This window comes from Pseudoalteromonas sp. NC201, from assembly GCF_002850255.1.
Lineage (GTDB): Bacteria > Pseudomonadota > Gammaproteobacteria > Enterobacterales > Alteromonadaceae > Pseudoalteromonas.
In genome coordinates this window covers 496,213-519,794 of record NZ_CP022523.1, presented here as the reverse complement: position 1 = coordinate 519,794, position 23,582 = coordinate 496,213, and the positions used below count along the sequence as shown (strand labels likewise).

Sequence of the window (23,582 nt, the reverse complement as noted above, 5' to 3'; positions counted from 1 at the left end):
AAAAACCCCTTGGTTCAGGGGTTTTTTATTATCCAAATAGCAGAGTAAACTTTTTACTTCTCTACCGGAAAGCCTCTATCACGCATAAGCGCTTCAACTTCAGCGTCACGGCCTCTAAACTTGCGATACGCTTCTGCTGGATCCATTGAGTTGCGAACTGAGAATAGGTAATCCACTAAACGCTGTGCAACGTCTTTGTCGTAGAAGCCACCTGGCGCTTCTGCAAACGCTTCTGCTGCATCAGAAGTTAATACCTCAGCCCACAGGTAACCGTAGTAACCCGCTGAATAACCTTCACCTGAGAATACGTGACCAAAGTGAGTCGTACGATGACGCATCACGACCTCGTCCGGCATGCCTAGCGCACCTAACTGAGACTTTTCGAATGCAACAGGGTCGCCAATCTTGTCAGGATCTGTGGTATGGAAAAGCATATCCATAATAGCCGAACCAAGGTATTCAGTCGTCGCGAAACCTTGGTTAAAGGTTGCTGACTTCTTGATTTTCTCGATTAGCGCTTTAGGCATAGGTTTGCCTGTTTTATAGTGAACTAAGTAACGATTGATCACTTCGTCCGTTGCCAACCAACGCTCCAATAGCTGAGATTGGAACTCAGTGTAGTCGCGCACACCAGAGTTTGAACTTGGGTACTTCACGTTTGATGAAAGCGCATGCAGCGCGTGACCAAACTCGTGGAAATAGGTTTCTGCATCTGACCAAGAAATTAAGGTCGCTTCACCTTCTGGTGCTTTCACAAAGTTGGAGTTGTTTGAGCTAAGCACATTTGTTTTACCATCAAATGTTGTATGGCTACGATATGATATGGCCCACGCACCAGAGCGTTTACCTTTACGTGCGAACGGGTCTAAATACCAAAGGCCGATATTATCACCAGTGGTTTTGTCTGTTACTTCCCAAACACGAACGTCAGGGTGGAATACAGGCACCGAGCCCTTTGGCACTTCGGTGAATTCAAAGTTAAACAGACGGCCTGCTACATAAAACATCGCTTCACGCAAATTATCTAGCTGTAAATAGGCTTTAACTTCGTTTGAATCCAATTGATACTTAGCTTGGCGAACCTTCTCAGCGTAGAAACGGTAATCCCATGGCATGATTTTTATATCATTGCCTTCAAGCTTAGCAATAGATGTCATGTCTGTTACTTCTTCTTTCACGCGCGCAATTGCAGCAGGCCATACTTTTTTCATCAGCGCCATCGCGTTTTCAGGCTTTTTCGCCATGCGGTCTTCAAGACGCCACTGCGCGTAATTATCGTAGCCGAGTAAGTTAACGCGTTCATGTCTAAGCTTTAGGATGTCAGAGATAATCGCTTTATTGTCGTACTCGCCACCGTTGTTGCCACGGTTATAGTAGTTGTTCCATACTTTCTCGCGTAACTCACGCTCTGTTGAGTAGGTTAAAAATGGATCCATTGATGAACGAGAGTTGGTGATCGCGTACATGTCCGCCTTACCGCGCGCTTTTGCAGCAGCCGCTGCCGACGCAACAAACGACTCAGGCAAACCTGACAACTGGTCTTTAGTGAGATAGACTACATAGTTTTCTTCATCTGCAAGGACGTTGTTTGCAAATTTAGTATGTAGCTTTGATAGCTCCAGATTAATGTCCGCGTAACGCTTAGCGTCTTCACCTTTTAGCGTCGCTCCATTGCGGGCAAAGCCGTTATAACGCATCCAAGTAATACGCTGCTCTTCTGCCGTTAGCTTTTTATATTCAGCGCCTTCGTATACCGCTTTTACCCGTTCAAAAAGCGCTTGGTTTTGGGTGATTTTAGAGCTGAACTCTGAAAACTTAGGCACAACTCGCGATTGGATTTCTCTAAACTCTGGGCTTGAAATATTTGCACTCCAAAGGCCGTAGTAGGTAAAAACGCGATCTAAAGGAGCACCCGCTCTTTCTAGTGCAACAATGGTGTTCTCAAAAGTTGGCTTAGCTGGATTATTGGCTATTGCTTCAATTTCTTTCAAATTATCAGCCATACCAATTTCAAGCGCAGCTTCTAAATCTTCAAGCTTCATTTTGTCAAAATGAGGAACGCCTTGATAAGGACCTGAAAACTCCTGTAAAAGCACGTTATCATATTGCTTACTTTGCAGTGATTTTACTGGTTCTTGGCTTTGCTCTGCAGTGCCCGCACAACCCGCAAGGGCTAAACATACGGCTGCACTTAATAATGTGATGGAAGGTTTGAACATTTTGTTTCATCGCTTGTTGTTATCGTGGGTAAGATATTACGGATCGTCTCTAAAAGTGCAATCGCTTTGCGGGAGAAACAAGGTTCTCTGCGATGGAGCAGAAATGTTAGAGTTCATAGTAGCTTAAAGATACTAAAACTACAGTGAGTAGAGTTTTTTCATGGGTTGTTACAATTTACCTTGAAAATTTAACTAAAATCAGCCAAGTTAGTAAAAAACTGATCTGTGGGAAGAAATAATGGAAGTTGGTATTTTTATCTATGACGGTGCGGAGTGTTTAGATTTTTGCGGCCCGTTTGAGGTATTCAACACCGCAAAGCGATTTATCGAAACGCCGATTAACGTCAGCCTTGTCGCACCAAGTCATGTTCCTGTTACCTCACGTGGCGGCATGAGTGTAAACCCCCATTACAGTATCTATTCGCATCCAAAGTTTGATTTGCTCATCGTAGTCGGCGGACTTCATCACCAAATTTGCGGAGATCACAACGTACTTAATTGGCTTGCAGAAACAGCGAATCATACCTCTCAGTGCGCATCTGTTTGTACAGGTGTGTTTTTATATGCCGAAGCAGGCCTTATTGATGGCAAGCGAGTCACCACCCACTGGCAGGACATCGACGATTTGAGAGAACAATATCCCTCTTTAGAAGTCGTTGAGGACGTAAGGTTTGTAATGGATCAGAATTTTACTAGCTCAGCGGGTATTTCGGCAGGTATCGATATGAGTCTAGAACTAGTGAAAAAGCGCTTTGGGCAATCGGTAGCAAGAAAGACCGCAACCCAAATGGATTATGACTGGCCTAGAAGTTAATAATGATGAGTAAACCCACCATTATTAAACGAAGGCCTCGCTCACTCTAGCCATTGTTGATATCTGCGAACTCTAACTCACTCACGCGCTTTTTCGCAAATACGACGACTTTATCGTATTCACTTTGCGCCTGTTCCAAGTGTGATTTACACTGCCCTGCTTGGTGCTCACGCGCATAAGTCTCTATTTTATCGAGCAGATCAAAAAGTGTTTCTGCAGCTAAATCACCAGCTTGACCTTTAAGTGCATGGCTGTACCTTGCCGAAGCGTCGCAATTACTATTTTTGATACTCAATCTAAGCTGTTGCATTTGATTTTCAGAGTCATTCAAGAATAAGGTGTACACCTTTTTAAGTAATTCTTCATCTCCAGAGAGGCGCTCGAGCACGTCAGCTTCGTTTATCGGCATGCCCGTTTGCTCTTCTGCCACGCTTTCAAACGGGTGAATAAGCACAGAGTCATCATCCTTAGCATGCACACCTAGCACATCTAGCACGTCAAATAACTGTTCGACGACCACAGGCTTAGTCACAAACTCATCCATTCCTGCATTGAGACAACGTTCTTTTTCACCCGCAAGGGCGCTGGCAGTCATCGCAATAATGATCGCATCTTTATACTTATCGCCACCTTGACCTTGACGGATCGCTCTTGTGGCCTGATAACCATCCATTCCTGGCATATTACAGTCCATAAAGATAGCATCAAAATCAACCTCTTGATGCTCAAATAACAGTAGCTTGTTCACAGCATCTTGACCATCAACGGCAAAACTCACCTTAGCTCCTTGTCCTTCCAAAATACCTTTTGCCACAATCCGGTTGATTTGATTATCGTCTACCACCAAAAAGTGACAGCCCGCGACCAAGTTACCACTTAATGCGACTGTCTCACCTGACTTCTTCAAGCTAGGCTGTAATCGAATTGCTTTATTTAAGTCAAATAGCGCGACAAATTCTCCAATCCGAAGTGGATCGGATATATGCACTATGTTATCAGCATCGTTAATACACTGAAGCTCATCCCCCACTAAAATAAGTTTTTCAAAGTGATTTTGAGCTGATTTCATTTGAATATAATCTTGCTCATTCGTAATGATGCATATATCACTCTGCGTCTCTCTATCAACGTACTCGCCACCGCATTTAGCGATAAGCTTAGCGATAGAGTCTGACTCCAATTTGGTTTTACTGAGCACAGAGACTGTTTTGCAAGCCAATACTTCAGGCACGTTGATGGGCTTAGTTTGCGCACTAGAAAACGGTAATTCAAACCAAAACTTGCTACCTTTAAACTTTTCACTCTCAAAGTGAATATGACCGAGCATTTTTTCAACTAACTGCTTACAAATAGAAAGTCCAAGGCCTGTTCCACCAAACTCGTTCGAGGTATTAGCAGATTCTTGACTAAACGATTGAAATAGCTTGTTTTGATTAGCTTTTTCAATTCCAACCCCAGTGTCTTCCACTGTGACTTTCAGCCATACCGTGTCGTCTAACTGTTCGGTGGTAACGGTCAATTTCACATGACCTTTTTTAGTGAATTTAATTGCGTTACTAAGGAGGTTATAAATTATTTGTTTAACGCGCGCCGCATCCCCGCACAGTTCAATATGCGCTAAACCAGTTTGGTCCAAAATATAAGTGATACCCTGTTCTTTGGCTTTCGCCGACATAGACAGCGCGACATGTTCAATGACAGAGAGCGGGTTGAATGGTTCATTATCGATATCCAGCTTACCCGCTTCTATCTTCGACAAGTCCAGTACATCATTAATTAACGACAAAAGCGTAGTCGAGCTCGTTTCCATCATTTCTAGGTACTTATGTTGGTGCTTAGTAACGGGCTCTTTTCTCACCAAGTTTAGTGATCCTAAAATCCCATTGAGGGGCGTCCTCATTTCATGACTGATAGTGGAAATAAATGCACTTTTCACTTCCGACGCTTTCGCTGCTTTATCCCGAGCGTCCACCAGCTCTTTGGTACGCTCCTTCACCTCTTGCTCCAGTCGTTCATTTGCACCAACTAACTGTGCTTCCGCTTCTTTTTTTGCAGTGATGTCTTCAACGAATAGTGCGACCCCCTGAATGCGTCCATTTCCTGCGTAGATTGGAGACAAACTAAGTGAAAGCCAGATGTTTTCATGGGCGTTCAAGTCTAGTTGTAATGACTTAGACTCCACCACTTCGCCCTGTAAAACCATATTGGCATAGTGAAATAAAAACTGATGCACAGCCTCTGGCAAAAACTGTGGGTTGTTACCTAAACGACTGTCATTCAGCTGCTTAAAGAAGCGCTGTGCTGACTCGTTAAAGCTGGTGAGCTTTAAGTTGCTATCAAAGCCAAGCACACCATCTGATGCACCATCTAAAATCGCCTTAAACTCTGCGCGCGTTGAATCGAGCGCACGTAAACTGCTCGTATATTGCCAAAATGCAAAAAAGACTAGAGCGAATACACCGCAGGCAATAGCGAGTAAAACATAGGTGGTTAATCGTTTTTCATTGAGGCTTTGCTGATAAACAGCAAAAGGGATAAGATTAACGAGCTTAATTTCTAGGTTATTAAAGTTAGCCCCTTCAACCTTGCTAATGAGCGCAAGAAACTGCTCTCCCGTTGATTTTTCTTCCACCAGTTGGATTTTGTTGGACCATGGCGTCACGCGATACAATGTTTGAAAGTTGACTTCGGGGTTTACATCTTTACTGTATCGTAGCGAAAACTCTGGGTGATAAATAAATGAGTCATCTGCACCTAAGAGCATCACTTTTTGCATACTTGGCGCTTGAGAGACAATTCTGTCTATCATCTTTTCAGCATTGGTATTAATTACCAATATACCAAATAAGTCGTTATCTATATCGTAAGTCGGTAGAGTAAAACGTTTGGTTGGTTGAAAAGGCGTGACAACTTGTCCGTGCTCGCGATTTAAGTTGATTGTTGTGGAATAGATAGTACGTTCTGGCAGTTGCAATGCTTGAACGTAATAGTCGTGCTTACTTTTATCTTGTAATTTGCTATCAGGGACCGTGATCACTTGGCCTAGTTGCCGCTCAACCCTAACCATTTCCATCCCAGAATGAGCATCAAGTAGGCGGATCTGATTAATGCCTTCATACGAATATAACATTGACCTAAAAATCGTGCTTAGTCGCGCTCGCCACACATCAAGCGGCGTGTTTTCTTGAGGGTCGATACCATCGTTTTTTTCCGCTCTTGCAATACCCTGAATTGGCGGGGTGTCTAGCAGAAAATAAAGAAACCGGCGGTTATCGTCGATCTCTCCCAAGTAAATATTGTTTTGTGCCGAATGTACCTGCTCTAAGCGCTGATAGAAGCCCTCGTTCAGGTCGCGATGGATACTATTTTCAAAATATAAGATGGCACTCACCATCACGGCGAGCAGCAGTACAATAGCGCCCTTAGCAATATTGGAAGAAGACACATTTTCTCCTTGGACAGTGGCCTAACTGTTAGGCATAAAGACCTAAAATGCGTTTGCACTTAAGCACAAAAGGCAGCTACAAGCAAACGCATTATTAAATCTAGTCCAAATAGAAACAAAGACAAAGATTACTTACCCTGCACACGGAGGTTATTTACAACGTGATGCCTTTACGGTTATGAAAACGGTGATAATCAATGCTTGGCCCTTCTGGTACCACTTGGGTTGGATTGATCATCGTATGGCTAAAGTAGTAGTGCCTTTTAATGTGGTAAAAATCAACCGTATCTGCAATACCTTGATGTTGATATAAGTCACGCACATACGCAGAAATATTGGGGTAATCTTCGATTTGCTTAATGTTGCACTTGAAGTGACCATGGTACACGCTGTCGAAACGGATGAGAGTCGTAAATAATCGCCAGTCGGCTTCCGTTAATTGTCCTTTCACAAGATAACGTTGCGCAGCGAGTCTTGCTTCGAGCTTATCTAGCGCGTTAAATAACGCACTTACCGCACTGTGATAAGCATCTTGGGTTGTCGCAAATCCGGCTTTATATACGCCATTGTTGATGTTGTGATAAACAAAGTCGTTTATTTCATCGATTTCATGCTGTAGCGCCTCTGGGTAATAATCGGTGTCGTTTCCCGTTATCAGGTTAAAGGCACGATTAAACATACGAATGATTTCACTCGATTCGTTGCTCACGATTTGCTCAGTTTGTTTATCCCAAAGGACAGGCACTGTGACTCGACCCGAATAATTTGGGTCGTTTTTCGTATACAGCTGATGCATAAAACTGAGCTGATACAGGCTATCACCGACTTCTGGACGCTGACTGGTAAAACACCAACCTTGATCTAACATATCAGGGTCTACAATCGATACATCAATATGCGCCTCTAATTGTTTAAGCTGTCTGAAAATAAGCGTTCTATGAGCCCAAGGACACGCAAGGGAAACATACAAATGGTAGCGTCTGGATTCGGCTTTAAAACCCGCTTTACCCGTTGGTCCCGCACTGCCGTCTTCTGTTACCCAATTTCTTAGTTTTGCAGACTCACGCTCAAACTTGCCTTGGCTACTTTTTGTGTCATACCACTTATCGTGCCATTGACCGTCAATTAATAATCCCATGTAAACCTCCTATACAATATCGCCGAAGCGTCCTTGTTGATAATCTTTTACCGCTTGATGAAGCTCCTCTTGGGTATTCATCACAAATGGTCCCATATGCGCTATTTTTTCATTAATCGGCTGCCCTGCAAGGATCAAAAAGCCAACATCATCCGTCGCTAAGAGAGCGAGGTTTTGACTTGGGTCAAGCTCAAGCAACGTTTGCTCCCCATGGTTTTCAAATCCAGCGATGCGGTTAATATTTACGCCAGCACCATCTTGTGTTGCCTGTGCTTTGTTCGTTCGGATAATGTTCATAATAGCTCTCGGGTTAACCTGAACTTGGAATAATCAGTTCAGCGCAATTATTTAATAGTTAGCCTACCAAACCTGCGCGAGAATAAAATTAGTCAAATTTGGCTATTTCGTTCTATTGCATCGAATGATTGTTCCAATCTATTACAACGCGTGGTCACACTGGTCAGAACAGTCTTTAACATTGCTCTCACCTAACAATTTTTAACAGTATTTACACAATTATCTGACAAGCTTGTGAAGCTACAATTTAACCCTTAATAGGAGCAAAGGATGAGGTCCCTAAGTTTATTGTTTGCGCTGGCACTACTTGCGGCGTGTAGTTCAACAAGTCCGGTAAGCGTAAATACGGTTGCAGGTCCCCCAACGAATCTTACGGTTGAGATCACTGATGTGACCAATACCGATGGTCAAATGCTAGTACTGCTATTTGACAACAGCGCTGACTATCACAGCGATAAAAATGTGAATGATCCAGACGCTCACTTTTTTCGCAAGCTAATTGTCACACCGCAAACTCCTACCACGACGGTCACTTTTGAAGGCGTGCCTGCAGGCCAGTATGCGATCCACGTGATCCATGACGAAGATGGTGATGGCGGCATGGATCGGATGATCTTCCCATTTACCGGCATGCCAAGTGAGCCTTATGCACTGTCGAATAACATTCACGATAGCTTTTCAAAAGGCGATTTTGAAGAGGCTTTGTTTACTGTAAAGGCCCCTGACACTAAGATCCAACTTGCCCTCTCTACGCATTTATCAAAAATGACGGGGCTGTAATGCTTAAATACTCACAGGTGCTGCAATGCCTGTGAGCTACCTTTTAAGTTCTGACATTTGTCATTTTATTTTCTGACAACCCTCACTCACGCTTCATCTTATAGCAACGCATACTGCAAATCGTACAGTTCAGTAGGAGCGAAGACGGTGAGCAACGCCATTGAGTTATCAAATATCAGTTTTGCATACAACAATACTAAGCCAATATTAGCAGACCTAAACCTTACGCTTGAACAGGGTAAGGTTTATTCCATTCTTGGTCCAAATGGCGCAGGAAAAACCACCCTGATCAATATAATGCTTGGCAGACTAAGACCCACATCAGGACGAGTCTCTGTTCTTGGTCATCAGCCAGAGTCTGACTTTTGTCGCCAGCGCGTAGGTGCCATGATGCAGTTAGGCGGGCTACCTCTGCAAACCAAGGTGAGGGAGTTTCTGGCGTTATTTGCAAGTTACCATCAAACCCCAATTCCATTGGAGCGGTTAATTTCACTCTGCCAATTAGCACCATTTTTAGAACAAACTTTCGATACGTTATCTGGAGGTCAAAAGCAACGACTGTTTATGGCAATTGCACTAGCAGGCAATCCCGACATTGTTTTTTTGGATGAACCTAGTGTTGGTATGGATGTAGAGTCAAGACAGCAACTGTGGCAGGCCATACGCACATTAAAACAGCAAAATAAAATGGTACTTCTTACCACACACTATCTTCACGAGGCAGAAGCATTAGCGGATGAATTATTAGTTTTAAAAGAAGGAAAATGTACCAAAATTAACGACATACCTGAGCTTGCCAACACCTATCGTCGCTCACAAATCAAGTTCACCAGCGACCTGCCTGCTGCTGCACTGGTTAACGCATTTCCTATGATAGATCTGCATGTTAAAGGCGATCAGTTCACTATATTGACGGATGAGCCAAACCATATTGTGCAGCAGGTATTAGAAAAATTTTCTATTCGCAATTTGTATGTAGCCCCAATGAGCCTCGAAGAAGCTTATTTATCCCTAATGAATGCTAGGAGCGCTTAACCATGATAAACACAGCATCCTTTATACTTGAAAGCAAAACTGAACTTTTGAGCACATTTAGAAGTAAGGGTTTTGTGATCCCAGCCACACTATTTCCTTGCTTGTTTTATCTTTTCTTCGGCGTGGTGTTCAGTCATCATGACTCCCATAACTATATGTATATCAATTATCTGATATTTGGCATGATAGGACCTGCGCTATTTTCCTTTGGCGTTAACGTCGCCCTTGAAAAGCAAAATGGTTGGCTGATACTCAAGCAGCTCTCTCCCGTTTCTCCCTATCAGTATCTGCTCGCAAAATGTGTGAGTGCGACGGCTTTTTCATTGCTCGTAGCCTGCTTAATGAGCTTGCTGGCATTATTTTCTGGCGTGTCTTTAAGTTTAGCTCAATGGTTACTCGTGATTGCCATTGCCCTGCTCGGCACCTTGCCTTTGTGTATGTTAGGGCTGTTAGTTGGGCTGTCAGTGTCAGCAAAAGCGGCACCTGCGGTGGTTAACTTAATTTACCTACCACTCTCGTTGCTTTCTGGCCTGTGGCTACCTATCACGCTATTTCCTGAAGCAATGCAATGGTTTGCTTGGCTGTTGCCAACTTTCCATATTTCTCAGTTGGCGCTTTCGACCATTGATGCCACCTTGGGTTTTCCAGTTTATCTCCATGTGGCCGTCCTAATTACACAAACGCTTGCATTATTCTTTGTCGCGCAAATTAAATTTAGAAAGGCTTAACCTACAATATACTTAATGTGGCAATAAAAAGGCCTGCAGATGCAGGCCCCAATAAGGATCAATAGTAAGAAAATAATTTAACTTAAATATTAAGGCTTAGCCTCAAATTCAGGCTCAGCTTCGGCGGGTCGCTGCCGCTCAACAAAGATTGTTGCCAATAACGTGGTAATAACACAAGATAACAAAATCGACTTAAGGATCTCGTAGTTGTAGTAAATTAAACCCCAGCTCCAAAATTGTTTAGCAAACGCTTCATCAACGCCTAAATACTCTAAATTACGGATAATATTTTCACCAAAGGCAGCTAAATCCACTAAAACAAACGCAAAAAAGATACCATAAAGCAGTGGATCAGCATGAGTCATATAGATGGCGCGCCAATTATCGGGGTTTGTCCGGCGTATATAGCGTAATGAAAAACGCACTCTGTATTTCAAGAACAGCAACATAACCAGATCAACAAGAAAGTGCGTACCAAAAATTAGTGCATTCGTTTGAAAGGCAGGCAAGCCTTGTGAATTAAGCTTAAATAGGAATGAAACTACTACATACTCAATTACTACCAACGAGAAGAGTATTACAGCTATATGCTTTATATTCTCCAGCTTCTTTCCTAAATAGCACAATACTAGAATGCTCAAAAGTATCGCACTATACGTATAAAGTTCAATATTAAAATATGCCGCTGAAAATAGAGTGGCAATGACCACTCCAAATATTAAGAAAATAGAGGATAACTTCATTGTGTTTCCTTGAAGTGATTGATACCGGGAGAGCGACTTTCCGGTTCTAGTTTTGGGTCTTTTATTTTACTGCCACCAACTCCACCTATAACAAGGTCAATATCTTCGTTGGCCAAAGGCACACTATTCAATTTATTAATATTTGTGCAAGGTTTTGGAACTACAACCTCGATAATGATGGAAATAAATTGCATTAGGTTATTAAACTGGCGTGTTGTATTATTTTTTAAAAAGCGCATGATGACGTCCTTTCTAGGTTAAGTTTTGCGGTGTATAGACTCCACCTTACTTTACCTGCTGCCAATACAAATGCAAACACCTTGTTGCAATCCAAAACACAAGGTAACACTTGTAAAAAATGATACGCTACTTGCCCCTGCCAATAGACTTTGCTCATACCTCACTGTCTCCCTTACCTGTTTTGGTTTGTTTGTCACTGCGGGGAGTTGGAGATTTACGCCAAAGCTTAGTGTCGTCTATTTTTTCTCGTAGGGCCTTAATCTGGTCCCGCAGTGGTGTAAGGTTTACTCCACACGCGTCACACCAAATTTCAAAGTATTCGTAAGGAAACTTACTCACACCCTTTTCATAATTTTCGTAGGTGCCTCGCTCAACTCCTGCGAGCCTCGCCATTTCACTTGTGGTTTTACCTGCCACTTTACGCATGCGGCGCAAATCATCTCCTGTAAAACGTTTGTCATATTCACCCACCAACACATTCCTTTTTCTTTAGTTGTGCTCGCGCTTTCAGCCACCGATTAAACAGTAGACAAGTGTATTTAGTACCTATTATTGACTGATAGCGCACAAAACCAAGTTGCGTTTTTGTATCTAAACTGTAAACGCGAGTCTATCGTATCAATTTTATTTTTCAAGCTTTAGTGACGTAAAAAAGACCATTTTGTTTCAATTTGTTAACCTTCGCATGATTTTTTGTGCAAAGGAGAACAGCAAACAAAAATAAGTGCACAGCCTTTACACAGCGCGTGTTTATTTATGTTTGGTAAAGGTATGCGTTCTCCATCGACTTAAAATTGTCAATATGAGAACCAAAACTATCCAAACAGATTCGCTTCCAATAGGTAGTCAATCACCGCCCGTGTTCTAGGCGGAATTTGTTTACGTGATGGATAAACGAGAGAAAACACCAGTTGCTCGCTACTTAACTCAGGACAGATCATTTGTAACTCCCCGCGTTCAACTTCTTGCTTCACAGTAGAAGGCAATAACTGCGCAACTCCTAACCCTGATACTGTCATTTGTTGTAACAGCATAGGGGAATTGCACCAATGCACTTGAGTTGGTGTAAAGTTTACGGCTTCACCACTGCGATAAAACTGCGTCATCCCCGTTGATTTAGCCTGCTCTAACAGTAACCAAGGTAGCTGGTTTAGCTGTGTGTCTTTGCTTGGTAACCCATGCAATGCTATCAGTTTAGGACTTGCATAGAGCTTAAAACATTCTTGATGTAATTGCCTTGCAATCAGTGCGCTGTCTTTAGGAAAGCCAACCCTGATGGCGAGATCTATATGGTCGTTAATAATATCGCGCTTGTCATCATCAACGATGATATTTAATTGGATCTTCGGATATCGCGCCGTGAGCTCAGAAAGTTTTGGTAACAGAAACTTATGTGCGGTGTCGTGGGTCATGGTTATTGAGACCATACCATGAGGCTCTTTGTTATCGAGCAATACCTCAACATCATCCAAAATAGCGTGCAATGAATCCGCTTGAGCCAAAATGTCACGCCCCTCTCGCGTTAGCGTGAGTTGCCTCGTGCTACGCTGCAGTAGTCGAACACCCAGCATGGTCTCTAACTGGGACACTTGTTCACTCACTCTAGAACGGCTAGTCGCGAGCTTTCGCGCAGCTTGAGCAAAGCTTCCCGCATCCACAACCGTTGCAAATATTGCTAATAGTTTTAATGCATTTAAGTCTATTGTACTCAATTTCAGAACTCACCATATCGAATTAACCCACTTATGATAACAAAAATTACCACGCATAATAGCCACATCCAATACATTCTCATTTTCAAAAGAGGTATACATCATGATCGCAATCACAGGCGCAACAGGCAAATTAGGTCAATTAGTTATCGAGTTTTTGGCACAAAAGATACCAACCAAACACATTGTGGCTCTAGTCAGAGATCTCGATAAAGGAAAGGCACTCGCCAATTTAGGGGTCACCGTAAGGCAAGCTGATTACGACAAACCGCACACACTTGACGCAGCACTTACAGGTGTTGAAAAACTGCTACTGATCTCAGGCAATCAGATCGGAAGCCGAACAGCTCAACACAAAGCAGTTATTGATGCCGCAGTGAAAAACCAAGTGCGCTTAATTGCCTATACCAGTATTTTGAATGTGGACAATTCACCACTAGAGCTGGCTAAAGAGCACAAAGAAACAGAGGCGTATTTGAGAGCAAGCGGCGTGGCTTATAGCATGCTGAGAAATGGATGGTATAACGAGAACTACACTGATTTAGTACCTGTATTTACAGCAAATCATGCGATTACCTCAATCGCGCCGCAAGCTCAGATCAACAGTGCTGCTCGTGCAGACTACGCATTGGCTGCTGCCACCATATTAAGTAGCGCTGGCCACGACAATTCAGTCTATGAGCTGGCTGGCGATAACGCATTTACAATTGCAGGTTTGGCACAAGCGGTGTCAAAGCATACTCAAGTTGAAGTAAAAGCAAAGTTTGTATCTGACGAAGAATATTTGGCCCACTTGGTTACTCTCGGCGTGCCAGCGGCGTTTGCTGCGTTATTGGTTGACGCTGAGGCACAAGCGCAACAAGGATATTTGGCAACCCAGAGTAATGCGCTCAGCCAGTTGATTGGTCGCCCGACCACAACGGTGGCCCAGTCGCTCGCAAAAAATTAAGCATATTTTACCGCTGATCTTGTGCACGGGCTTTGCTTGTGCACTTATTTTTTACTCAACCTTACCTTCTAGGGTTGATATCAATAAGTCTCGACTCACTAAAAAGCCACAAATGCTCACCACGACTAAAAAGATACCGTACATAGAGCCGATATAAACCCAGTCGCTTTGGCCAAACCAAAGGCTTGCACGAGTACCATCATTCACTAACAAGATGTTAACAAGAGACAGTGTGATCACGCTGCGAAAATAAATCGGTTTATCCATATGGCTCGCAAATGCTGCGATAATGAGGGAGAACAGGCATAAGTAGAAGCCTATAACGGAAAACGCACCAGGTTGCATACTTGGATAAAATGCGACGAGAGAAAGGAGTACAGCAGCCCAACCGGTAGTTTTGTATATCATTATCAAGTCCTTTGAAAATGTTAAAAAGTGTTTGTTATGTAAACAGGCTGGAGTATGAGGTAATACTCGTAATTACGCAACTAAATGGTGATAAATATTAGCTGATATGACCTTTATTCCTTAGTTTTAAACCTATCAGATTGCCTTTGATTTTAAACCTAACCCTAAAGCATTAAGTGAAAACTTAATTAACGCATTATCAAGATGATAGCGCAGTTGAAACTCTTGTCTTTAACTGCGGTACACTGTCTTTTTCAAACCAGTCGTGCTTTTTTAACCAGATCTGATTACGAGGGCTGGGGTGAGGTAATGGCAAATGACTTTGGCTGGAAAAGTCAGCATTTTTTACCATCTCAGTTACTGATGAATATTGCGTTAAGTAGCATTTTTGCGCATATTGCCCAATAAGTAGTGTCAGCGATACGTGGCTGAGTGTAGCTAGCACCTGAGAATGCCACGTTGGCGCGCAGATTTTAGGTGGTGGTAAATCTCCAGATTTCCCTTTACCAGGGTAACAAAATGCCATTGGCATAATGGCAAAGAGTTCAGGGTTATAAAACTGTATTCGACTTACACCCAGCCAGTCTCGCAATCTATCTCCACTTGGGTCATTAAACGGCTGGCAGGTTTGATGTGCTTTCAAACCCGGCGCTTGGCCTATAATTAAGACTTTGGCCTTATAACTGCCTTGGATGATAGGTTTTGCCCCCATGGGAAGCGCTCTATCACAAAGCTTGCACTGCCTAACACGTTCAAAAATATCCATCTTTCCTTACTTATTTTACCCAATGACACCAAGGGTCATTATGGCATAGCCATATTCAAAACCCCATTTAACCAACAAAACTTAAAGTGCTTAGTCGTTAAAACGACTCCACTCAATTTAAAACAAGTGCGAATCACTATCATTTAGATGCAAATTATTGGATAATATTCTATTACGTTTGCTGTCTTTTAAAGGGGTGCTATGCCTAGTCGGGATAACACAAATAATAAGGCTATTTTGTACAGAGCTGAAGTGCTTGCACGCTTTTTCATCGCTATTTTCGGCGGCTATTACGTGACTGTTTTAGCTTCATCTTTATTGGCTTTAACTTTACCTACTCCGCGCCTAGATGCGCTGTTATATGCATTAACAACTGGCATCGTCTTTTACGCCATTGTCTTTATTTGGGTGTTTGGATGCCGCTCTTTTAAAAAGGTATTTCTTGGCATGATCGGACTACTTTGTATTCTTTACGGTACTTTGACGCATTTTGGAGGCTCCCTGTGAGAGAGTCATTTTTCCGCAGTATGACTTGGCTACACACTTGGGTTGGTTTACTCGTTTGTTGGTTGCTGTTTTTAATCTTTTTTGCTGGTACTGCGAGTTTTTTCAGACATGAGATCAGTCTGTGGGCGCAACCTGCAACGCACCATCTACCTCATTATGATAGTGCCCAACAAAATGAAACGGTCAAAAAGAGTATCGAACGATTTCAAGATATAGCGCCAAACGCCGAGTCTTGGCGTATTGAAATGCCGACGGAGCGTCGCCCAAGCCTGCTATTAATGTACTCCGAAAAGCCAGCCGAAGGAGAAAGGCGCGGAAAACGTCACTCTGAGTATCTTGACCCAGTAACGCTGGAGGCACTTCCTGAGTTTAGGGAGACTAGAGGCGGTAACTTTTTTTACCGTCTGCATTTTGACTTGCATTACATGAACGCGATCACCGCGCGTTGGATAGTCTGTTTTGCAACTCTGTTTATGTTGATTGCGCTTATTTCTGGCGTGGTGATCCATAAACGCATTTTCAAAGACCTATTCCAATTTAGAAATGGGAAAGGGCTGAGAAGTTGGCTTGACGCTCATAATGTTTCTTCCGTGGTGGCATTACCGTTTCATATTATGATCACTTACACCGGCCTAGTGACGCTCATTTTTATGTTACTGCCACAGCCCGCCGAACAGCGCTTTGAAGATACAAAAACGCTTAGAGCCGAACGCTATCCATTTCTGGCCCCTACCCAAGAGACGGGACAACCACTGAAGGGGCTCGCATTAAATACAGCGTTAGATCATTATTTTACTAACTCTGGTGATGCACCGCTTCGCCGCATTGTGATCTCATCGCCAGGGGATGCAAGTGCAACGATTAAGCTTTATGCCAATGCTCAACGCGCAGTGCAGGATGATCCACCCAGTTGGATGTATAGCGCGGCATCTGGTGAGTTGTTAAAAACACACAATGTGACACTGTCTGGCGCTGAAAATCTCTACGGCGGAATGATAGCACTGCACACCGGGCGTTTAGCGGAGCCACTGTTACGTTGGCTATACTTTGTTGCCGGATTAGCAGGTTGTGCCATGATTGCAACGGGTGCTGTTATGTGGGCAAAAAGACTACGCCAAAAGCTCAAGGGTGATGACAAGCCGGGTGTAGGCCTTAGGCTTGTGGAGTCGCTCAATTTAGGCACCATCATGGGGCTGCCAGCCGCAACAGCGATGTTCTTTTATGCAAACCGTTTGCTTCCAATAGAATTAACTGGACGTGCAGACAAAGAAGTTCTAGCGTTCTTTGTTACGTGGGGAATATTCACTCTGGCCGCTCTATTTAAGTCGGATAGGCTCGCGTGGATGCTATCTGCGAAAGTAAATGCAATCATATGGGGCTTACTGCCTGTCGTAAACATGCTAACGACTGATGGCAGCCTCGTGAGCTATTTCATTAATGGTCAGTGGGTATTATTTGGTTTTGATGTGATGGCTCTTGGTATCGCATTCGGTTTCTTGGTTCAAGCCAAAAAGCTCGGCAGTACCAAAGCAGCACCAGCGACCCCGCGTCGCCAAGCAAAACGCGAGGTAAGCGCCTAATGGAATGGCTAACGTTTTTACTTTGCCTGCTAGCATTTATGGGTTTTGCAGTAGCAAAGCCCAATCACTATAAAGAAGTATTTGGTACACGTCCAAAAGGTAACGTAACAAACCAATTAACCATTGCCAGCTGGCTCTGCCTCGGCGGCAGCTTAGCACTTGCTCTTAAAACTCAGGGGACCTACGGTAGCTTAGAGTTTATTGGTTATATGACCTTGGCTGTATTACTACTTATCGCTATCTTTGCGACCAAACCTAGTTACTTCAGATCACTATTTTACCTAGTCATTATCACTATGCTGCTCAGTACGCTGTATTGGATCATATTTTAACTAAGGCGCCACTAATGGCGCCTTTTTTAGATCACAATTTTACTAACATTCCTTTGTTAACTCTTTGAAACCACATCATTTAGCATAAAATATCAGCAATAATGACGCTATACACCGCAAATTTACTAACTCAAACTAAGTTAGGTTAGTAAAATCATGATCTCATGAGCTCAATTAGCTTAATCAGTTGGTAAAAATATGATCTGGTAGTCTTGTTCTCGGACTAACTTAGTAAAATTCTGATCTAAGTGCCAAAGGAAATCTGTTGGTTAGTTAAATTCTGATCCAGAAAACGAGAAGAGTAATTCTGCTCAGATCCGAGCTTAAGCTTTATCTTACCTTCAAGGTCTATGTGATAAGAAGATTAGCGTGCAATTTCAATTTGAAACTACCTCTTAGGATGATGGCAGTTTATCAGTGCCAGTCCCTTTATCTTTGAGCCTTTATCAACTCAGGGTAGGAAGCGCCCCTACCCTGAACACGATTTACTCGGCTTTATTCCAATCCAGCTGCATATCCCACACATATCGGTGCTCTGGCTCTAGAGGCTGTTGAGAATCATCGACTTGTTCAAGCACATTACGCGCTTTTACTATAGTGGCGTCACGACCGAACAGGTAGCTTTGCTCTTTGACAATGGTTAAGTAGGCTTTATTCAGCGCCAGCGCACGTGGTTTTGATGGTGTGATCAATTCATAAAGGTTCTTCGCAGACTGCACTTTTTTGCTGTTTACCGTGCCATCTTCGTTAAACCAGCGCATTAGCATCTCTTGGTTTTGCCTAAACTCATCACCGCCGCCAACACGCATCATATAGGTCAAGAATTCGCCCTGCTCTTCGCCTTTGTTAGGTACGTCTTGCATCTCTTTTAAATTGATATAACCCCAACCCAGTTTGCCTTCAACTTTACGCGCAAACGAGAAGGTTTGGTCATAGGTTGAGCCAATGGTTTTGTGACAGCCATTACAAAATGCAAGCTCTTGCTCATGTTGCGGACGAAGTGCGCCATTTTTATCCTCTATATAACCGTTAATCGTCCAACCAAAGTTGTTATTGATCCCTTGGTCGCCCAAATAAAGCGTTTGTGGGTAATTTTCGAATGACTTTTCTTTCGCTTCTCTGTAGTAAGCAGCACCGAGTGACTGTTTGGATTTAAAGTTGTGCTTCTTCATGTAGCGCACTTCTTTCATTCTTGGCGCATTAAATACTTGGCCATTATCATCCACCCCAATATACCGAACGGTATGTAAAAACTCGGTGTCTTGTGGGTATAACTGATGAGCAAGCTCGATAGTATTGGCATCACCAAGGTAACGTTCACTGCGCAGCATGCTAGTGATCTTCGTGAGTTTGCCATCACCATTTAAATCTACGCCAACTCGCGATTCAGAAATCACTGGCGTTGATATTTCGTCAAGTCCCTTTACAGCCATTTCAACTAGGCTTAAGTTGGCAAGGTAAACGTCCTGATTATACGTTTCGCCTTTTTCTCTGAAGGCGTCAGCAAGGCGGATCATGACATCCCCCGTCGAGCCATTGGTTGGCCAGAAAGTACTAGGAAAAGGCTTATAATTGAATGCCACCCAGCCACTGCCGTCCTTTGCTATACCAAGCTCATCGAACGCTTTTTCTGGATATGCCAAGTTGTTAAGTGGAGTGATCTCACCTTTCCAGTCAGGGCTATTTTTTAGTTTTTCGATGAAAGGGCTGTAATTATCTTGGTTGACCCAGTTAGTAATATCTTGATCTGAGATACCTTTGATAAGCTCAGAACGATCTTTAAACAAATTTTTCCAGTGGTTTTTAAATCCAAGATCGGAAAACTCATAGGCGCCTTGTAAATTGGCATCACGCATCATGTTTGGTCGGTTTTTTTCATCATATGATTGATGGCAGGCATAGCAAGGGTTATTCACGCCATCCGTTTTGGTGTAACACTGAGGTGGGATCACTGATTCAGGGTTATAGACTTCATTGTGCTGCATAAATGCGGCCGCAGGAATATCATCACCCTGTTTATAAGGTGCTGTAGTTTGCGCCGACATAAGTGCGGTATTGGTTAGCCCTTGAGTCTGTTCATCATTACAACCAAACAAGGCTACGCTCGTCAATGCCACTAGAGTTAGGCTAACGTATTTCATTTTTATGACTCCAAAATTTTGCTAAAAAAAAGCAGCGCACCATTCAGTGCACTGCTACTTGCTTAATTATTTTGCTTTAGGGTCATAAAGCCAAAGCGTGTTGTTTTCTTGGAAGCCATCTTCACCAATAATGATGCGACCATCTTCCATAACGATTACGTTATCAGGCTGCGAAAGCTGATTGACGTCACAACGCTCAGCGCCAGTTAGTGACGAGCGGTAAGTTGCACCCATAACAACCGGCTCAATGCGAGTTAGGTTATAGTTGTTATCGATATGTGCACGGTATACACCGCCACAATCTTTAACACGCGCAGAAAGCTGCATGTCACCTTCGCCATCAATCATGGTGTTGTCGATATCAGAGATACCGATATACATATAGGCTTTATCTACCACTTCACCGGCAACAACATCTTGACCAGTTACCGCCTCAAGTACGCGGTTATGGTTGATGCTTAAGCCTTCAAGTTTACGCCATTCAGCCGTAGCGCCTTTTTGGCGTGCAGCCTGACGAGACTCTAGGAAGATAGCGCGGTTGTCCATCGCTTTACCTGCCGTTACTTTACCGCCACCGTTTGCAACTGTTGGATAAGTAGCAGCGCCTTCCGCCCACGCTTTTACATCAGCAACAGACAAATAGCTTGTTTGACCTTCAACATAGTCAGTCTCATTGATGCCGTCGTACTCAGCCACCCAAGTTTCAATCTGTGCATTACTGCCGCTACCCAGCTCAACCCAGCTAATGTCAAAGCCAGTTACAGCCGGATCGGTAAGGCCCGCATCTTGAGTTAGCTTTGCTGCGTATAGGGTACCTGCACTTAAGTCTTCTGGTTGATCTGCAACAAATTTAAATAGTACGCCACCGGTATCATCTTGTGATGAATAAACAGTACGACGGTCAGGCATTACAACCGAGTTTTCATGCTCATAACGACCGATTGTGAAGTGTTTTACAACATCAGGCGTTTCGGTTGTAGGATTTTTGATTTCCGCAATGTAACCGTAGCGATAAGGGTTAGGGAAATCAGGTGCCATTAACGCTTCCATTGTGTCATTGCCTGTTTCAGCAGGATTATTCCACTGTGGATCTTGTGTTGAATCAACTTCAGACCAGACAATCCATTCTTCCGAAGTCAGCGGTGTGCCCCAAGGTGATACTGAACCAAAGCAGTTGGCTGCTGTGCCTTTAACACCGTCGAAGTCTACCATCATGGCTTCTTCGATTGACCATTTACCCGTTGTCGCTTTACTCATTTTCAAACGACTGACACCACCTGGGTACGCTTCCCAGTTTGTGAATAGATAACCTGTGTTTGCATCGACTGGAATATAACCATTGAAATCAGGGTTATCATTTTTAATGATTTCTTCACCAGTTGAGATGCTGTAATGTACACCCAAACCACCCGCTAACCCTTTAGTGCCAAGGTTTGCGAATGTGTCACCTGTTTGGCCTAGAATTTGATATTGACCAATTGCAGAAATCACGGTTTGTTGTTCCATGGTCGAAGCTGGAACTGGCGCGCTTGGGATATTTGCAGGTAGGTTATTAAAGTTCACACCGGTTAGTACACCGACAGTACCTGTATTGAATGGCTTGCTATTGAACTTATCAGTAGCTGTGTTGGTGTCATTTGGGTGCTGAACGTTGAAGAACAAGTCCCCCCCTTCAGAAAGAAATAGACCAGTTACTTCAGCACCAGCTGGGACGGTTGCGATGCGAACAAGGCCTGGTACGCTGTAACTACCATCACGACCATTTTGGCCGTCTTGTCCATTTTGACCATCCTGTCCGTCAGTACCATTTTGTCCATTTGTGCCGTTTGAACCATTAGTACCATTCGATCCATTAGTGCCGTTTGCACCGTCTTGGCCAGCAGTGCCCTGCTCACCTTGAGGACCCGCAGGACCTTGTGCTCCATCGTCACCATCACAGGCTGTAAGTGCCATTGCAACCGCTGCTGCAATAAGAGAATATGCTACACGCTTCATGAGTTACTCCAGTTCCTAAGTATTATTTTTTGTAAAGCGTGCAACAGTGTGAAGTGTTCCTGTTACAGTTGACTGAATGATTTATTAACCATTTCCTACAGGAATAAGACACTTATACTCAACTCACATACAGCCTCCCTTCTGTTAGCAAGTTAAAATACCCATAAAAGGAACTTTAGTGTAAAGGGGGTTTACACTATTCTTTTCGAACGGTTTCGTGTCTCATATAGATAAGTTCATTGGTGTTAAAACCATATTGTTCTGACATGGTTTTAAACTTGTTCATTACGGTATCCGACACTTTAGGTGCTCTAGAAAGCAACCAAAGGTAATCACGATTGTAGCTGGTAACAAATGCATACTGGTAGTCTTCATCTAACTCGAATACCACATAACTGCCATAAAACGGACCAAAAAATGACACTTTCAGATGCGCTATTTCATCATTTGCAACAAACTTAGCTTTGCCAACCGCTTCTTTCCACTCTCCTTCCTCTGTTACATATCCCTTATTTACGACTTTAATTGAACCGTCGGGATTTTGGCTATAAGTTGCCGTGACGTTCTGCATTCCTCTTTCAAATGAATGGTCTAATCGCGCGATTTCATACCAAGTGCCTGTATATCGCTCAACATTAAAGTCTTTAACTGGTTTGATGCCCTCAGGCAGCCCTGTGCATGCTGAAACTGCGAGCACTAAAATCGCTGTGAAAAATAACTGTCGTACTTTCATATAAGTTCTCCATATTCCATCTTGATGTCATACGTAGTAACCAAGCACTAAGATTAACGATAGGTTCGATTTTTTACCTAGGGTCTGTTGATCTTTCAAGTTTGTTTTTGCAGCAGTTTGATTGCCATTTATACAAGGAAGAGCCTGTGTAGCATAGTTATTCTATGTGAGTCAGGCGATAACGCATTAGAAATGCCAATCAGGCGCTGCCCTTTGGGTTCCCCTGAGTGCGCTTTGTTCATTGTTGCTCAACTTTTGCTTAGATTACTAGGCGGCAAGTCGAGCGCCGCGACCAAAACCCACTCAGGGAAACAAAAATCAAACAGCAAAGGTCAACAGGCCCTAGTAAAAGCAAAATTTAATTCAAACCCTTACCATGCCAATTTCACTTTATTTATTTTAAACTTACGTGTAAATGAATAGATCGCAGCAAAGTATGATGAATACAGCACAGAGCAAAAAAATACTAACTCATGGTTTGGGTGTAGCAACGGGTAAGGTTGCGTTTTATATTGAACATCCGCCACGCATAGAACCTTATAATAATTTGATGCAAGTCAGTGCGTTAGCCAATAGGGAGATCGAACATATTAATGCGCATTGCGGCAATGGTTGGCGGAAAATCTTCAATGTTTTTGCCAAGTTTTTATTTGCTGCAAAGCTGCCAGATCACGATATTACTAACTATTCAACTTGGCAGTCATATCGAGATAGCGCGTTACTTCAAGCTTCAAGTCAAGAAGCCCTGCTCTTCTCAACGCCTGATTTTTCAGCAAAAACATACGATTGGCATATAATTGCAGGACGCACCTACGCGAAATCATTGCTTGAAGATCAGATTTTTACTAACAATCTAATTTGGCTAGATGATGAGTTCGCCGTTGACTATAACTTGCGCCTTATCATTTCACCATTTTTGGATTACCGCCAACTTAGTAATATAAAAATCAATAAGTTAGTGGATATAATAAGACAAAGTTAGATATTAGGCGGCAACTAAACAGCATGCCAATTCGTGCA

Annotated in this window: 22 protein-coding genes; 9 read left to right on the top strand and 13 right to left on the bottom strand. The window is 43.1% G+C overall.

What is annotated here, in order from left to right; translation table 11 throughout:
* Positions 1 to 53: 53 nt before the first annotated feature.
* A complete protein-coding gene (locus PNC201_RS20195) occupies positions 54 to 2,219 on the bottom strand; it encodes a M3 family metallopeptidase (protein ID WP_102058202.1) in 2,166 nt (721 codons plus the stop codon).
* Positions 2,220 to 2,457: 238 nt separating this feature from the next.
* Between PNC201_RS20195 and PNC201_RS20190 the strand changes: the two genes are divergently transcribed.
* The gene (locus PNC201_RS20190; protein ID WP_102058201.1) at positions 2,458 to 3,033 is read left to right on the top strand and encodes a DJ-1/PfpI family protein; all 576 of its coding nucleotides are present in this window, start codon (positions 2,458 to 2,460) and stop codon (positions 3,031 to 3,033) included.
* Between the two features lie 46 nt (positions 3,034 to 3,079).
* Here the strand turns inward: PNC201_RS20190 and PNC201_RS20185 are convergent, their stop codons facing one another.
* The 3 genes from PNC201_RS20185 to PNC201_RS20175 all read right to left on the bottom strand — a co-directional run bounded on the left by PNC201_RS20185 (position 3,080) and on the right by PNC201_RS20175 (position 7,913).
* The gene (locus PNC201_RS20185; RefSeq protein WP_102058200.1) at positions 3,080 to 6,478 is read right to left on the bottom strand and encodes an ATP-binding protein; all 3,399 of its coding nucleotides are present in this window, start codon (positions 6,476 to 6,478) and stop codon (positions 3,080 to 3,082) included.
* 154 nt (positions 6,479 to 6,632) lie between these two features.
* Positions 6,633 to 7,616, bottom strand: a complete 984-nt coding sequence (locus PNC201_RS20180; RefSeq protein WP_102058199.1) for a glutathione S-transferase family protein — start codon at positions 7,614 to 7,616, stop codon at positions 6,633 to 6,635.
* 9 nt (positions 7,617 to 7,625) lie between these two features.
* Entirely contained in the window at positions 7,626 to 7,913 is a 288-nt protein-coding gene (locus PNC201_RS20175) for a pirin-like C-terminal cupin domain-containing protein (RefSeq protein ID WP_102058198.1), read from the bottom strand.
* Positions 7,914 to 8,183: 270 nt separating this feature from the next.
* On the opposite strand from PNC201_RS20175, the gene PNC201_RS20170 reads away from it, so the two are divergent.
* From PNC201_RS20170 to PNC201_RS20160, 3 genes are all read left to right on the top strand, one after another.
* Positions 8,184 to 8,693, top strand: a complete 510-nt coding sequence (locus PNC201_RS20170; protein ID WP_010376030.1) for a DUF2141 domain-containing protein — start codon at positions 8,184 to 8,186, stop codon at positions 8,691 to 8,693.
* A gap of 147 nt (positions 8,694 to 8,840) precedes the next feature.
* The gene (locus PNC201_RS20165) at positions 8,841 to 9,728 is read left to right on the top strand and encodes an ABC transporter ATP-binding protein (RefSeq protein ID WP_102058197.1); all 888 of its coding nucleotides are present in this window, start codon (positions 8,841 to 8,843) and stop codon (positions 9,726 to 9,728) included.
* 2 nt (positions 9,729 to 9,730) lie between these two features.
* The gene (locus PNC201_RS20160) at positions 9,731 to 10,456 is read left to right on the top strand and encodes an ABC transporter permease (RefSeq protein WP_102058196.1); all 726 of its coding nucleotides are present in this window, start codon (positions 9,731 to 9,733) and stop codon (positions 10,454 to 10,456) included.
* A gap of 89 nt (positions 10,457 to 10,545) precedes the next feature.
* Here the strand turns inward: PNC201_RS20160 and PNC201_RS20155 are convergent, their stop codons facing one another.
* From PNC201_RS20155 to PNC201_RS20140, 4 genes are all read right to left on the bottom strand, one after another.
* Complete coding sequence (locus PNC201_RS20155) at positions 10,546 to 11,199, bottom strand: hypothetical protein (protein ID WP_102058195.1); 654 nt, start codon at positions 11,197 to 11,199, stop codon at positions 10,546 to 10,548.
* The gene (locus PNC201_RS20150) at positions 11,196 to 11,438 is read right to left on the bottom strand and encodes a hypothetical protein (RefSeq protein ID WP_102058194.1); all 243 of its coding nucleotides are present in this window, start codon (positions 11,436 to 11,438) and stop codon (positions 11,196 to 11,198) included. The genes PNC201_RS20155 and PNC201_RS20150 overlap by 4 nt, the downstream gene beginning before the upstream one ends.
* Before the next feature lie 154 nt (positions 11,439 to 11,592).
* Positions 11,593 to 11,910 carry a helix-turn-helix domain-containing protein gene (locus PNC201_RS20145; RefSeq protein ID WP_102058193.1) on the bottom strand — a complete coding sequence of 106 codons (318 nt, stop codon included), beginning with the start codon at positions 11,908 to 11,910 and terminating at the stop codon, positions 11,593 to 11,595.
* A 344-nt stretch (positions 11,911 to 12,254) separates the two neighbouring features.
* Entirely contained in the window at positions 12,255 to 13,151 is an 897-nt protein-coding gene (locus PNC201_RS20140) for a LysR family transcriptional regulator (RefSeq protein WP_102058192.1), read from the bottom strand.
* A 103-nt stretch (positions 13,152 to 13,254) separates the two neighbouring features.
* On the opposite strand from PNC201_RS20140, the gene PNC201_RS20135 reads away from it, so the two are divergent.
* Positions 13,255 to 14,100, top strand: coding sequence for an SDR family oxidoreductase (locus PNC201_RS20135; RefSeq protein ID WP_102058191.1), 846 nt, complete (start codon positions 13,255 to 13,257; stop codon positions 14,098 to 14,100).
* A 51-nt stretch (positions 14,101 to 14,151) separates the two neighbouring features.
* Here the strand turns inward: PNC201_RS20135 and PNC201_RS20130 are convergent, their stop codons facing one another.
* Positions 14,152 to 14,508, bottom strand: coding sequence for a hypothetical protein (locus PNC201_RS20130; protein WP_010605604.1), 357 nt, complete (start codon positions 14,506 to 14,508; stop codon positions 14,152 to 14,154).
* A 199-nt stretch (positions 14,509 to 14,707) separates the two neighbouring features.
* A complete protein-coding gene (locus PNC201_RS20125; protein ID WP_045965102.1) occupies positions 14,708 to 15,274 on the bottom strand; it encodes a uracil-DNA glycosylase family protein in 567 nt (188 codons plus the stop codon).
* A 201-nt stretch (positions 15,275 to 15,475) separates the two neighbouring features.
* Here PNC201_RS20125 and PNC201_RS20120 point away from each other — a divergent pair, with 201 nt between their 5' ends.
* From PNC201_RS20120 to PNC201_RS20110, 3 genes are read left to right on the top strand one after another with little or no spacing between them, the layout of a single operon-like run.
* Positions 15,476 to 15,781 carry a hypothetical protein gene (locus PNC201_RS20120; RefSeq protein ID WP_010605602.1) on the top strand — a complete coding sequence of 102 codons (306 nt, stop codon included), beginning with the start codon at positions 15,476 to 15,478 and terminating at the stop codon, positions 15,779 to 15,781.
* Positions 15,778 to 17,361 carry a PepSY-associated TM helix domain-containing protein gene (locus tag PNC201_RS20115; RefSeq protein WP_102058190.1) on the top strand — a complete coding sequence of 528 codons (1,584 nt, stop codon included), beginning with the start codon at positions 15,778 to 15,780 and terminating at the stop codon, positions 17,359 to 17,361. Before PNC201_RS20120 ends, PNC201_RS20115 begins: the two co-directional genes overlap by 4 nt.
* A complete protein-coding gene (locus tag PNC201_RS20110) occupies positions 17,361 to 17,693 on the top strand; it encodes a DUF3325 domain-containing protein (protein WP_102058189.1) in 333 nt (110 codons plus the stop codon). Before PNC201_RS20115 ends, PNC201_RS20110 begins: the two co-directional genes overlap by 1 nt.
* A 485-nt stretch (positions 17,694 to 18,178) precedes the next feature.
* On the opposite strand, the gene PNC201_RS20105 is transcribed toward PNC201_RS20110, so the two are convergent.
* The 3 genes from PNC201_RS20105 to PNC201_RS20095 all read right to left on the bottom strand — a co-directional run bounded on the left by PNC201_RS20105 (position 18,179) and on the right by PNC201_RS20095 (position 22,562).
* Positions 18,179 to 19,834, bottom strand: a complete 1,656-nt coding sequence (locus tag PNC201_RS20105; RefSeq protein WP_102058188.1) for a hypothetical protein — start codon at positions 19,832 to 19,834, stop codon at positions 18,179 to 18,181.
* A gap of 66 nt (positions 19,835 to 19,900) precedes the next feature.
* Positions 19,901 to 21,829 (bottom strand): alkaline phosphatase PhoX, encoded by a 1,929-nt coding sequence (locus PNC201_RS20100; protein WP_010376054.1) that lies wholly within the window; start codon positions 21,827 to 21,829, stop codon positions 19,901 to 19,903.
* Between the two features lie 196 nt (positions 21,830 to 22,025).
* Positions 22,026 to 22,562, bottom strand: coding sequence for a lipocalin family protein (locus tag PNC201_RS20095; protein WP_102058187.1), 537 nt, complete (start codon positions 22,560 to 22,562; stop codon positions 22,026 to 22,028).
* A 439-nt stretch (positions 22,563 to 23,001) separates the two neighbouring features.
* Here PNC201_RS20095 and PNC201_RS20085 point away from each other — a divergent pair, with 439 nt between their 5' ends.
* Entirely contained in the window at positions 23,002 to 23,544 is a 543-nt protein-coding gene (locus PNC201_RS20085) for a DUF6942 family protein (RefSeq protein ID WP_102058185.1), read from the top strand.
* Positions 23,545 to 23,582: the final 38 nt, after the last annotated feature.

Coding starts and splice junctions, on each gene's coding strand:
- PNC201_RS20195 (WP_102058202.1), bottom strand. CDS start 2,219: ATGTTCAAACCTTCCATCACATTATTAAGTGCAGCCGTATGTTTAGCC.
- PNC201_RS20190 (WP_102058201.1), top strand. CDS start 2,458: ATGGAAGTTGGTATTTTTATCTATGACGGTGCGGAGTGTTTAGATTTT.
- PNC201_RS20180 (WP_102058199.1), bottom strand. CDS start 7,616: ATGGGATTATTAATTGACGGTCAATGGCACGATAAGTGGTATGACACA.
- PNC201_RS20175 (WP_102058198.1), bottom strand. CDS start 7,913: ATGAACATTATCCGAACGAACAAAGCACAGGCAACACAAGATGGTGCT.
- PNC201_RS20170 (WP_010376030.1), top strand. CDS start 8,184: ATGAGGTCCCTAAGTTTATTGTTTGCGCTGGCACTACTTGCGGCGTGT.
- PNC201_RS20160 (WP_102058196.1), top strand. CDS start 9,731: ATGATAAACACAGCATCCTTTATACTTGAAAGCAAAACTGAACTTTTG.
- PNC201_RS20155 (WP_102058195.1), bottom strand. CDS start 11,199: ATGAAGTTATCCTCTATTTTCTTAATATTTGGAGTGGTCATTGCCACT.
- PNC201_RS20150 (WP_102058194.1), bottom strand. CDS start 11,438: ATGCGCTTTTTAAAAAATAATACAACACGCCAGTTTAATAACCTAATG.
- PNC201_RS20135 (WP_102058191.1), top strand. CDS start 13,255: ATGATCGCAATCACAGGCGCAACAGGCAAATTAGGTCAATTAGTTATC.
- PNC201_RS20130 (WP_010605604.1), bottom strand. CDS start 14,508: ATGATATACAAAACTACCGGTTGGGCTGCTGTACTCCTTTCTCTCGTC.
- PNC201_RS20125 (WP_045965102.1), bottom strand. CDS start 15,274: ATGGATATTTTTGAACGTGTTAGGCAGTGCAAGCTTTGTGATAGAGCG.
- PNC201_RS20120 (WP_010605602.1), top strand. CDS start 15,476: ATGCCTAGTCGGGATAACACAAATAATAAGGCTATTTTGTACAGAGCT.
- PNC201_RS20110 (WP_102058189.1), top strand. CDS start 17,361: ATGGAATGGCTAACGTTTTTACTTTGCCTGCTAGCATTTATGGGTTTT.
- PNC201_RS20105 (WP_102058188.1), bottom strand. CDS start 19,834: ATGAAATACGTTAGCCTAACTCTAGTGGCATTGACGAGCGTAGCCTTG.
- PNC201_RS20100 (WP_010376054.1), bottom strand. CDS start 21,829: ATGAAGCGTGTAGCATATTCTCTTATTGCAGCAGCGGTTGCAATGGCA.
- PNC201_RS20095 (WP_102058187.1), bottom strand. CDS start 22,562: ATGAAAGTACGACAGTTATTTTTCACAGCGATTTTAGTGCTCGCAGTT.
- PNC201_RS20085 (WP_102058185.1), top strand. CDS start 23,002: ATGAATACAGCACAGAGCAAAAAAATACTAACTCATGGTTTGGGTGTA.